This is a genomic window from Azospirillum sp. B506 (genome assembly GCF_000333595.1).
In the GTDB taxonomy this organism is placed as follows: domain Bacteria; phylum Pseudomonadota; class Alphaproteobacteria; order Azospirillales; family Azospirillaceae; genus Azospirillum.
Genome location: NZ_BADK01001082.1, coordinates 1 through 10,974, shown reverse-complemented (window position 1 = coordinate 10,974; position 10,974 = coordinate 1). Strand labels below are relative to the sequence as shown.

Below are 10,974 nucleotides of genomic sequence, written 5' to 3'. Positions count from 1 at the left end.
CAGATCGGCCAGATCCTGCGCGACCACGACCCGAAGCTGCTGGACCCCGGCGCGCTCGCCCGCCAGAGCGCGGCGGTCCAAGGGCTGACCGTGCTGGAACGGCTGCTGTTCGACGACGGCGTCACCGCCGACGGCTTCACCGGCAGCGACGCCAGGCAGTACCGTGCGAAGCTCGCCGTCGCCGCAGCCCGCAACATCCTGACCATCGCCACCGAAGCGCGCGACGGCTGGAAGGACCTGGAGGCGCCGCTCGCCGCCGGGCAGGCGACGGTGCTCGGCCCCACCGCGTCGGAGGCGGTCAACACGCTCTATTCCGCGGCCATCACTGCCATGCAGGTGGTGATCGACCAGAAGCTGATGGCGCCGCTCGGCAGCAGCATCGAGGATGCCAAGCCGGCGGTGGTGGAGGCGCTGCGCAGCGGCCGGTCGCTGCGGAACGTCGTGCTGAACCTGGAGGGGCTGCGCGCCCTGCTGATGGGCCAGCATGGCGGGCCGGGTTTCGTCTCGCTGCTGCCGGCCAACGACGACGGCGCCACCGCCAAACAGGCCATCGACGAGAGCTTCGCCGCTGCGATCAGCGCGGTGGAGGCGATCCCCGGCCCGCTGAACAAGGCGGTGACCGACCCCGCCGCCCGCAAGAAGACCGAGAGCGCCTTGCGGCTGGTCAAGGCGGCGCGGGTCGAGATGCTGGGCACGCTGGCCCCGCTGCTGGACATCACGCTGGGCTTCAACGAACTGGACGGCGACTGACCATGGCTGTTGATCGCAGGAACATCCTGGGGCTGCTGGCCGGGCGAAGCATCGGCGGACGGCTGGTGGGGGGACGCATCGTCGGCGGACTGCTGGCGGTGCTGAGCGGCAAGGCCCATGCCGCCGAGGCCGGCACGCTCTACCTCAACGCCTATGCCACCGCCGGAACGGAGCCGAGCTATGGCGTCGCGGCGCTGGACCGGACCGGCAAGGTGCTGTTCACCACCGCCACGCCGGGACGCGCCCATGGCATCGTCCCGCGGCCCGGCATGGCGGAGGCTGCCGTCTTCGCCCGCCGGCCCGGCCGCTGGTTCCAGACCCTGTCGCTCGCCGACGGCACTCCCGGCCCGGTGGTACGGGCGCCGGACGACCGCCGCTTCACCGGCCATGGCGACTATTCCGCCGACGGCCGCATCCTCTATGTCGCGGAGGATGACGTTCCGCGCGAGGAGGGCGCCATCGGCGTCTATGACGCCACCGACAAGTACCGCCGCATCGGCGTCCTCCCCACCCATGGGCTGGGACCGCACGAACTGATCCTGATGCGCGACGGCACGACGCTGGCCGTCGCCAACGGTGGCGTCATCACCCACCCCGACACCGGGCGGGCCAAGCTGAACCTTGACAGCATGGACAGCTCGCTGACCTATGTCGAGGCGGCGACCGGCAAGCTGCTCGACAAGGTGCGGCTGCCGGAAGAACACGCGAATCTCGGCATGCGTCACATCGCCCTGCTGGACGACGGCGGGATTGCCTTCGGCGTGCAGGACGAGCGGCCCATCGGCATGCTCCAGCCCCTGACTGGCGCCCACCGCCCCGGCAGCGGCGCCATCCGCCTGTTCGGCGCGCCGGAGGATGTACTGTCGCGGATGCAGGGCTATATCGGCAGCGTGGCGTCCGATGGCCGCACGGTGGCCGCCAGTTCGCCGATGGGCGGGATCATCGGGCTGTGGAACGCGGCGGACGGTGCATGGCTCGGTTCCACCGCGCTGGCCGACGGCTGCGGCCTTGCGCCGAACGGCGAAGGCTATCTGGCAACCAGCGGGCTCGGCGTGATCGAGCCGGTCTCGGCGAGTGCCGAGGCGGGGCCGGAGCGCAAGGCGCCGGCCTTCCGCTGGGACAACCACCTGACGCGGCGGGTGGCCTGACGCAAGGCGTCGAAGGATGGGGGCACCGCCCCCACCCATTCAGCCCCTACTCAATCAGCGCCGCCGCATGGTGGCGCAGATGGTCCTCGATGAATGTGCTGATGAAGAAATAGCTGTGGTCGTAGCCCGGCTGCATCCGCAGCGTCACCGGGTGTCCGACCGCCTCCGCCGCGGCGACGAGCGCCTCAGGCTTCAGCTGCGCCTCCAGGAAGCCGTCGCGGTCGCCCTGGTCGATCAGGATGGGCAACCGCTCGGTCGCCGTCCGGATCAGCGCACAGGCGTCCCACTCCAGCCAGCGGTCACGATCCGGCCCCAGATAGCGGCCGAAGGCCTTCTCGCCCCAGGGCACCGCCGCCGGGTTGACGATGGGGGCGAAGGCCGACACCGCCTTGTAGAAACCGGGATGCTTCAGCGCGCAGACCAGCGCGCCATGCCCGCCCATCGAATGGCCGGCGATGGATCGGCGGTCGGTGACCGGGAAATTCGCCTCGATCAGCGCCGGCAGCTCCCGCGTCACATAATCGTGCATGCGGTAGTAGCCGGCCCACGGCTCCTCTGTCGCGTCGACATAGAATCCGGCACCGAGCCCGAAATCCCAGGCGCCGTCGGGATCGCCCGGCACCCCCTCCCCGCGCGGGCTGGTGTCGGGGGCGACGATGGCCAGCCCCAGTTCCGCCGCAACGCGAAAGGCACCGGCCTTCTGGGTAAAGTTCTCATCGGTGCAGGTCAGGCCGGACAGCCAGTAGAACACCGGCACCTTGGCGCCGGACTCCACCTGTGGCGGCAGGAAGACCGCGAAAGTCATCTCGCAGTTCACCGCCGACGACTGGTGCCGCACCCGCTTCAACCGGCCGCCGAAGACGCGGGTTTCCGACAGGGTGGTGAGAGGGTCGGTCATGCAAGCGCCTTTTGAAGAGAAACGATGGCTGGAAGGCTCCCTCTCCTCGGGCCGGAGGAGAGGGAGTCCGGCTCGTCACTGGTTGTAGAGGATGACCGAGCGGATGCTCTTCCCCTCATGCATCAGGTCGAAGGCGTGGTTGATGTCCTCCAGCCCCATGGTGTGGGTGATGAAGGTGTCCAGCTCGAACTCGCCGCGCAGGTAGCGCTCCACATATTCCGGCAGCTCCGAGCGGCCCTTGACGCCGCCGAAGGCCGACCCGCGCCAGACGCGGCCGGTGACCAGCTGGAACGGACGGGTGGAGATCTCCTCGCCGGCACCGGCGACGCCGATGATGACCGACTCGCCCCAGCCCTTGTGGCAGCACTCCAGGGCGGCGCGCATGACCTTCACATTGCCGATGCACTCGAAGCTGTAATCGACGCCGCCGTCGGTCAGCTCGACCAGCACGTCCTGGATCGGGCGGTCGTAGTCCATCGGGTTGATGACGTCGGTGGCGCCCAGCTGCTTGGCGATCTCGAACTTCGAGGGGTTGATGTCGACGCCGATGATGCGGCTGGCCTTCGCCATGGTGGCGCCGATGATCGCCGACAGGCCGATGCCGCCGAGGCCGAAGATGGCGACGGTCGAGCCCGGCTCCACCTTCGCCGTGTTCATTACCGCACCCATGCCGGTGGTGACGCCGCAGCCCAGCAGGCAGACCTTCTCCAGCGGCGCCGCCTTGTTGATCTTGGCGAGCGCGATCTCCGGCAGCACCGTGTATTCGGAGAAGGTCGAGGTGCCCATATAGTGGGCGATCTCCTTGCCTTTCAGCGAGAAGCGGCTGGTGCCGTCCGGCATCAGACCCTTGCCCTGGGTGGCGCGGATCGCCTGGCACAGGTTGGTCTTGCCGGACAGGCAGAATTTGCACTTGCCGCATTCCGGCGTGTAGAGCGGGATGACGTGGTCGCCGACCTCGACGGAGGTCACGCCGGGGCCGACCTCCACCACCACGCCGCCGCCCTCATGGCCGAGGATGCAGGGGAACACACCTTCAGAGTCCTTGCCGGACAGGGTGTAGGCATCGGTGTGGCAGACGCCGGTGGCGACGATGCGGACCATCACCTCGCCGGCCTTGGGCGCCGCGACCTCGACCTCTTCGATCTCCAGCGGACGGTTGGCTTCCCAGGCGACGGCGGCGCGTGACAGGACCATGTGGGTTTCCTTCCCCAAATCGGTTTCGCCAATGCGAATTGGCATTTGATTTCCGCAGTGTAGACCGCGACCGGTCATTGTCAGAACGGCGATTTCGGGAATAGATTTTTGCCGTATGGGGATAATGGCCGGAAGGCCCTGGGCGAAAGCCCCCAGGAGAAGAGCATGAGCGGCTGGGACGGCATCGACGAATTCGTGGCGGTGGCGGAAACCGGCAGCTTCTCGCGCGCGGCGGAGCGTCTGCGCGTCTCCTCCTCCCATGTCAGCCGCAGCGTGGCACGGCTGGAGGACCGGTTGCAGGCCCGCCTGTTCTACCGCACCACCCGCAAGGTCAGCCTGACCGAGAGCGGCCGCACCTTCCTGGCGCGCTGCCTGCGGCTGGCGGAACAGCGCGACGACGCTTTCCTGGCGGTCGGCGCCCTGCAGGGAGGCAGCGACAGCGAGGTGAAGGGGGTGCTGCGCATGACCTGCGCCACCGCCTATGGCGAGCAGTTCATCATGCCGCTGATCAACGACCTGATGGAGCGCCACCCGCAGCTGAGCATCGAGGTGGAACTGACAAACCGGCAGCTTGATCTGGTGCAGGAAGGCTATGATCTGGCGATCAGGCTCGGCCGGCTCAGCGAATCGAGCCTGGTGGCGACGCGCATCGCGCCGCGCGCGATGCATCTGTGCGCAGCCCCTGCCTATCTGGAACGCCACGGCACGCCCGACAGCCTGACCAGCCTCGGCACCCACCAGTGCCTGATCGGCACCTCCGACCATTGGCTGTTCGACGACAACGGCGAGGATTGGCTGTTCCGACCGCGCGGCCGCTGGCGCTGCAACAGCGGCTTCTCGGTGCTGGACGCGGCACTGCGTGGCTTCGGGTTGTGCCAGCTGCCAGATTACTATGTGCGCGGTCCGGTGGCCGAGGGGCGGCTGGTTTCCCTGCTGGACCGCCATCGTCCGCCCAACACGGCGGTCTGGGCGGTCTATCCACAGAAGCGCCATGTGCCGGCCAAGGTGCATGCGGCGATCCGGCACCTGAAGGACGGGCTGGCGCGGCGGCCGGAATACCGGTGACAGCTCCCCTCTCCGGGCCGGCCCGTCAGCCGTGATGGCGCAGATAGGCGCGCGGGTCGCACTCCTCCCCCAGCGCCATGGCGCGGGCGCGGTGGATGTGCTGGATCAGGACGTCGCGGAATTCCTGCGCCGTCAGGTCGCTCCATTCCGGCGTTTCGCCGGCGAATGTCATCTGGGCGGCGGTCGCCTCGAACAGGCGCAGCCATTCGTCCGCCTTGCCGGCCGGGTTCTCGTCCTTGCGGAACATCTCCGCCATCATCTTGGTCATCAGCGTGCCAAGGGCCAGCAGGTTCACATGCAGCAGCATGTTGCCCAGCATCACGTCGGGCTTTTCGTCGAGCATGGATCGGTCACTCCGGGCGATGTCATGATCGATCACACGGGCGATGCCGCAAAAGCTGGCGGGGAATCCTTCGCAAAATGATTCTGCGCCAAAAAAAGAAGGCCCTTCCCCGCGGGACGCGGAGAAGGGCCAGGGTCGGGAGGACGCCCGAGAGGAAAAAGGGAAAGAGGATCAGGCGTGCACGCCGGCTCCCTGCACCGCCGGCTTCGGTGCCGCCACGGCAGCGACCGGCTTTTTCAGGATGCGCAGGGCGACGGCGGTCACCACCGTGCCGACCACCAGCGCCACCACATAGCCCAGCAGATGCGTCACCGCGTTGGGGATCGGCAGGACGAAGATGCCGCCATGCGGCACCTTCAACTCGGCACCCACCGCCATCGACAGCGCACCGGTCAGCGCACCGCCGATCATCAGCGACGGGATGACGCGCAGCGGATCGCGGGCGGCGAAGGGAATGGCGCCCTCGGTGATGAAGGCGATGCCCAGGACCGCGGCGGCGTTGCCGGCTTCGCGCTCCTCAGGCGTGAAGCGGTCGGCGAACAGCTTGGTGGCGAGCGCCAGACCCAGCGGCGGCACCATGCCGGCGGCCATGGCGGCGGCCATCGGGGTGTAGACCTGGCTGGCGATCAGGCCGGTGGAGAAGGCGTAGGCCGCCTTGTTGACCGGACCGCCCATGTCGAAGGCCATCATCGCCCCGATCAGCAGGCCGAGCAGGATGGCGCTGCTGCCCTGCATGCCCTTCAGCCAGGCGCTCATCCAGGCCAGCGCCTCGGCGACCGGGGTGCCGACAACATAGATCATCAGCAGGCCGGTCAGCAGCGAACCCAGCAGCGGCAGGATCAGCACCGGCTTCAGCCCTTCCAGGTTGCGGTGCAGCTTGATGTTCCGGTTCAGGAAAGCGGTGCCGTAGCCGGCGATGAAGCCGGCGACGATGCCGCCAAGGAAGCCGGCGCCGATGCTGCCGGCCAGCATGCCGCCCACCATGCCGGGGGCGATGCCGGGACGGTCGGCGATGGAATAGGCGATGTAACCGGCCAGCGCCGGCACCATCAGGGCGAAGGCGCCCTTGGCGCCGATCTGGAACAGGGCATAGCCCAGCGTGCCGGCATTGGATTCCTCATAGACATAGATGCCGCCCAGCGCGAAGGCGAGCGCGATCAGCAGTCCGCCCGTCACCACGAAGGGCAGCATGAAGGACACGCCGGTCATCAGATGCTTGTAGGGGCCGGTGCGCTGGGCCGAACGCTCGGCCTTGCCGGCGGCGACCGCATCGGCAAGCGGGACGGCGGCACCATGCACCTTCGCCTCGGCCAGGGCGCGGTTCACCAGCGCCTTGCCGTCGTTGATGGCGGGCTTGGTGCCGCTGAGGAACACGCGCTTGCCGGCGAAGCGGGACAGGTCGATCTGGGTGTCGGCGGCGATCAGCACGAGGTCGGCCTCGCGGATCTCCTCGTCCGTCAAGGTATCGCGTGCGCCAACGGACCCCTGGGTCTCCACCCGGACCTTGTGGCCCAGTGCGGTCGCCGCCTGCTGGATGCCCTCGGCCGCCATGAAGGTATGGGCGATGCCCGTAGGACAGGAGGTGATGGCGACGATCCGCCGGGAGGTCGCCGCCGCCGGAGCGGCAGCGCTGACCGCCCGCTCCAGCACGGCGCCGGGATTGCCCAGAACCTCGTCCAGCGACGCGGTGCTGCGCTTCAGCGCGACAAAGCGGCCGTCATCGAAGTCGCCGCTGCCAACGAGGATCACCCGGTCGGCCGAGGATTGCGCCACCGCGTCGATGGGTGACTGGATGCCGAGGCTGGTGCGGATTTCCACCTGGATGAGGTGATCGGCCTTCGCCGCCGCCTTGCGCAGGGCTTCGGCCGCCAGAACGGCCTGTGTGGTGAGGTCTCCCGCCGCGATCACGGCCAACAGGTTTGCCATTGTTTCCTCCTGGCGGGTTTGATCCCGCGCCTGTCACTGTGTTGAACTCAGTCCGATACCATCGGCAAAGTCAGTCAAGTCCGGTCAGCGTCACCTGGGCAGCAAGCGACCGCACGGTCGCCGGGTCCGGCAAATTGGGGCCGAAGCAGCCGAGCTTGGCGGCGGCGAAGGCCACCGACAGCCGGGCGACATCCTCCAGCCCGCCATCCTGCTGGAAGGCGGCGATCAGACCTGCGACCATGGCGTCGCCCGCCCCGACGGTGCTCAGCGCCTGGACCGGCGGAAGCCGGCCACGCAGGGCGCGCGTTCCATCGACGAACAGCGCGCCATCCGCCCCCAAGGACACCACCACCACCGATACGCCGCGCTGCTGCAGTTCGCGGGCGGCGTCCAGCAGGTCGGCGTCGGTCGGCAACGGCCGGCCGGCCCAATCCTCCAGTTCGTGCCGATTGGGCTTGATGCAGTGGGGCAAGGCACCGGTGGAGGCCAGTGCCGCCGCCAGCGGCGCCCCGCTGCTGTCCAGCACGACACGGGCACCCGCCGCCGTGAAATCGGCGGTCAGAGTGCCATAGGCATCGACGGGCAGACCCTCGGGCAGGCTGCCGGCAAGCAGGACCGGCGTTCCCGGCCAGACCAGTTGCCGCACGGTCTCCCGCACCCGGTCGAGCGCGCCCTCATCGGCACTCAGGCCCGGCAGGTTGATGTCCGTGGTGTCGTTGGCCGAGAGATCGGCGATCTTGATGTTGACGCGCGTCTCACCCGGAAGCCGCAGGAAGGCGTCGGCGATGCCCTTGCCCTGGAACAGAGCCTCGAAGGGCGCGGCGTTTGCGCTGCCGAGCAGGCCGGCGGCGATCACCGGCAGGCCCCAGTCGGCCAGGCAGCTGGCAACGTTCACGCCCTTGCCGCCGGCATTGTGACGCACCGCCTTGGCGCGGTGCACGCTGCCGGGTTTCAGCGCCTCGACCGTGATCGTCTGGTCGATGGCCGGGTTCAGCGTGACGGTGACGACCGACCTCATGGCGGGTTTCGTCATGACGCTTCCCCCTCCAGGGCACGGACCTCGTCGGAGGACTCGCAGTCCAGCGCCCGCTGGGCCAGCGCCCGCAGACCGGCGAGGTCGCTGCCGCGCAGCTTGTCCTTGACGCCGGGGATGTCGCGCGGGGTCATCGACAGTTCGCGGACACCGAGACCGGCCAGCAGGGCGGCGCCGAACGGATCGCCGGCGATGCCGCCGCAGACGCCGACCCAGCGGCCGTGCTTTTCCGCCCCTTCCACCGTCAGGCGGATCAGGCGCAGCACCGACGGGTGCAGGCTGTCGGCCTCCGCCGCCAATTCGGGATGCTGGCGGTCGATGGCCAGCGCGTACTGCGTCAGGTCGTTTGTGCCGATGGAGAAGAAATCGACATGGCGGGCCAGCACATCGGCCTGGATGGCTGCGGCCGGCACCTCGACCATGATGCCCAGCGGCACCGCCGGAGCCTCCAGCTCCGCCCGGATGCGATCGCAGACGGCACGCAAGGTTTCGATCTCGCGCAGCGTGGTGATCATCGGGAACATGATCAGCAGCGCGCCCGGCTTGGCATTCTTGGCAGCGCGGTAGAGGGCGCGCAGCTGCGGTTCCAGCAGTTCGGGATGGCGCAGCAGCAGGCGGGCGCCGCGCACGCCGAGGAACGGGTTCTCCTCATGCGGCAAGTGCAGGTGCGGCACCTGCTTGTCGCCGCCGATGTCGAGCGCGCGGACGATCAGTGGCCGGCCGTCCAGCGCCTCCAGCATGGCGCGGTAGGTCTCGTACTGCTCCTCCTCGCTGGGAGCGTCGCCGCGCTCCAGGAACAGGAACTCGGTGCGCATCAGCCCGACGCCCTCGCCACCCTGCGACAGGGCCATCGCCACCTGATCGGGGCGGTTGACGTTGGCACCGATCTCCACCGTATGGCCGTCGCGGGTGCGGGCGGGCAGGCTGCGCCGCTCCTCCTGCTGGGCCTTCTTGATGCGCTGCTCCTCGATCCAGCCATGGGCGGCGGCGAGGTCGGCCTCCGTCGGGTCGAGATAGAGGCGGCCGGACTGGCCGTCGAGGATCGCCGTGGTGCCGTTGGCGAGTTCGGTCAACGCCCCGCCGCCGGCCACCATCGCCGGGAGCCCCAGCGTGCGCGCCAGGATCGCGGTGTGGGAGGTCGGACCGCCCTGCGCCGTCGCCAGACCGATGACGCGGCCCATGTCGAGAGCCGCGGTATCGGACGGCGACAGGTCGTCGGCGACCAGGATGCAGGGGGTGCCCGGCAGGTCGCGGATGGAGCCGCTGCGCAGGTCCGGATCGATGCGGGTCAGCACCCGGCGTCCGACATCGCGCAGGTCTGCGGCGCGGCCGGCAAGCACCGGGTTGGGGTTGGCAGCCAACCGGACGGCGCTGCGCTCCACCGCCTCGTTCCACGACCAGCCGGGGCCATGCCCTTCCACCATCAGCTGGCAGGCCAGGGTGATGACGTCGGTGTCGTTCAGCAGCTCCGCCTGGGCAGCGAAGATGCCGGCCTCGGCCGGACCCAGACGGCGGGCGGTGTCGTCGGCCAGCGCCTTCAACTGCTGGCGGGTCAGGTTCAGCGCCTCGTGCAGGCGGTTGCCGCCGTCCAGCAGCGGAACCGGACGGTCGGGAACGGTCAGGTCGGCCTTCGGCATCACATGGACGGGACCGATGGCGAGGCCGGGGCTGGCGCCGATGCCGGCGACCACCGGCATCTCCCGACCTGCGGAAACCGGCGGCGTCCAGCCCTGCACCACCGCCTTCGCCTTGCGCGCAGCGGCGGCCGCATCGGCTTTCTCCCGTGCGCTGAGGCCGGTGATGGTGGCGCGCAACCGGTTCAGCACGGCGCGCGCGTCGGGACCGTCGGCCGACACCGCGATGCGGTCGCCAGGACGCAATCCCAGTTGCAGCAGAGCCACCAGCGTCTTGCCGTCGGCGGTCTCCTGGCCATGGCGCACGCGAACCCGGCCGGATGCGGAACGGGCGGCCTCCACCCAGGCGGCGGCGGGACGGGCATGCAGGCCGGTGGGGTAATCGACCACCCACTCGAAGCTCTCGGCGAGATCGCCGGCTTCGGTGGCGGGCGTGGCCGGTGCCGCGCTTTCATCCGACAGGGCAGCGACGAGGTCGGCGGTGTCGCCGGTGGTGAACAGGGCATTCAACCGCGCCTCGTCCTGCATCAGACGGGTCAGGCGGCGGAGGATGGCGATGTGGGCATCGGACTGCGCGGCGATGGCGACGACCAGCCGGGCGGTCTGCCCATCGTTCCAGACCACGCCGTCCGGCACCTGGAGAATCGCGATGCCGTTGCGGCGGACCAGATTGCGGTCGTCCACCATGCCATGCGGGATGGCGACACCATGGCCGAGGAAGGTGTTCGCCACCGTTTCACGCCGGATCATGCTGTCGGCATAGGCTGGGTCGATGCAGCCCGCGGCGATCAGAAGCTGCGCCGCCTCGCGGATCGCCGCTTCCTTCCCGGCCGGGGCGGCGCCCAGGCGGATCAGATCGGGGGGAAGGCTCAAGGGATGCGTGTCGGTGGCCATGGCGACCGTCTCCTCCGCGGGTTCTTGTCTGTCCTGTTGCAGATAGTGAAAACGATTACAGTTCTGCTGTCAACGCTTGTGCGTGCAGC

Annotated in this window: 9 protein-coding genes; 3 read left to right on the top strand and 6 right to left on the bottom strand. The window is 69.1% G+C overall.

Going from position 1 to position 10,974, the window contains the following annotated elements:
- Both I71_RS33400 and I71_RS33395 read left to right on the top strand, forming a co-directional pair.
- Positions 1 to 750: imelysin family protein (locus I71_RS33400; protein ID WP_042704436.1), on the top strand; the 750-nt coding region annotated here is incomplete at its 5' end.
- 2 nt (positions 751 to 752) lie between these two features.
- Positions 753 to 1,898 (top strand): DUF1513 domain-containing protein, encoded by a 1,146-nt coding sequence (locus I71_RS33395; protein WP_042704435.1) that lies wholly within the window; start codon positions 753 to 755, stop codon positions 1,896 to 1,898.
- Between the two features lie 46 nt (positions 1,899 to 1,944).
- On the opposite strand, the gene fghA is transcribed toward I71_RS33395, so the two are convergent.
- Together fghA and I71_RS33385 are read right to left on the bottom strand one after the other, a co-directional pair.
- A complete protein-coding gene (gene fghA / locus I71_RS33390; RefSeq protein WP_042704433.1) occupies positions 1,945 to 2,796 on the bottom strand; it encodes an S-formylglutathione hydrolase in 852 nt (283 codons plus the stop codon).
- Positions 2,797 to 2,871: 75 nt separating this feature from the next.
- Entirely contained in the window at positions 2,872 to 3,990 is a 1,119-nt protein-coding gene (locus tag I71_RS33385) for an S-(hydroxymethyl)glutathione dehydrogenase/class III alcohol dehydrogenase (protein ID WP_042704431.1), read from the bottom strand.
- Positions 3,991 to 4,155: 165 nt separating this feature from the next.
- On the opposite strand from I71_RS33385, the gene I71_RS33380 reads away from it, so the two are divergent.
- A complete protein-coding gene (locus I71_RS33380) occupies positions 4,156 to 5,055 on the top strand; it encodes a LysR family transcriptional regulator (RefSeq protein WP_042704429.1) in 900 nt (299 codons plus the stop codon).
- A 25-nt stretch (positions 5,056 to 5,080) separates the two neighbouring features.
- Here I71_RS33380 and I71_RS33375 read toward each other — a convergent pair whose 3' ends face one another.
- From I71_RS33375 to ptsP, 4 genes are all read right to left on the bottom strand, one after another.
- Positions 5,081 to 5,398 (bottom strand): hypothetical protein, encoded by a 318-nt coding sequence (locus tag I71_RS33375; RefSeq protein WP_083897522.1) that lies wholly within the window; start codon positions 5,396 to 5,398, stop codon positions 5,081 to 5,083.
- Positions 5,399 to 5,569: 171 nt separating this feature from the next.
- Entirely contained in the window at positions 5,570 to 7,324 is a 1,755-nt protein-coding gene (locus tag I71_RS33370) for a PTS fructose transporter subunit IIC (protein WP_042704425.1), read from the bottom strand.
- 70 nt (positions 7,325 to 7,394) lie between these two features.
- Positions 7,395 to 8,357, bottom strand: coding sequence for a 1-phosphofructokinase (gene pfkB / locus I71_RS33365; RefSeq protein ID WP_083897521.1), 963 nt, complete (start codon positions 8,355 to 8,357; stop codon positions 7,395 to 7,397).
- A complete protein-coding gene (gene ptsP, locus I71_RS33360) occupies positions 8,354 to 10,885 on the bottom strand; it encodes a phosphoenolpyruvate--protein phosphotransferase (RefSeq protein ID WP_042704421.1) in 2,532 nt (843 codons plus the stop codon). Before ptsP ends, pfkB begins: the two co-directional genes overlap by 4 nt.
- Positions 10,886 to 10,974: the final 89 nt, after the last annotated feature.

Excerpts from the sequence above, each read along its gene's own strand:
- I71_RS33385 (WP_042704431.1), bottom strand. The coding sequence starts at position 3,990 with ATGGTCCTGTCACGCGCCGCCGTCGCCTGGGAAGCCAACCGTCCGCTG.
- I71_RS33380 (WP_042704429.1), top strand. The coding sequence starts at position 4,156 with ATGAGCGGCTGGGACGGCATCGACGAATTCGTGGCGGTGGCGGAAACC.
- fghA (WP_042704433.1), bottom strand. The coding sequence starts at position 2,796 with ATGACCGACCCTCTCACCACCCTGTCGGAAACCCGCGTCTTCGGCGGC.
- pfkB (WP_083897521.1), bottom strand. The coding sequence starts at position 8,357 with ATGACGAAACCCGCCATGAGGTCGGTCGTCACCGTCACGCTGAACCCG.
- ptsP (WP_042704421.1), bottom strand. The coding sequence starts at position 10,885 with ATGGCCACCGACACGCATCCCTTGAGCCTTCCCCCCGATCTGATCCGC.
- I71_RS33375 (WP_083897522.1), bottom strand. The coding sequence starts at position 5,398 with ATGCTCGACGAAAAGCCCGACGTGATGCTGGGCAACATGCTGCTGCAT.
- I71_RS33370 (WP_042704425.1), bottom strand. The coding sequence starts at position 7,324 with ATGGCAAACCTGTTGGCCGTGATCGCGGCGGGAGACCTCACCACACAG.
- I71_RS33395 (WP_042704435.1), top strand. The coding sequence starts at position 753 with ATGGCTGTTGATCGCAGGAACATCCTGGGGCTGCTGGCCGGGCGAAGC.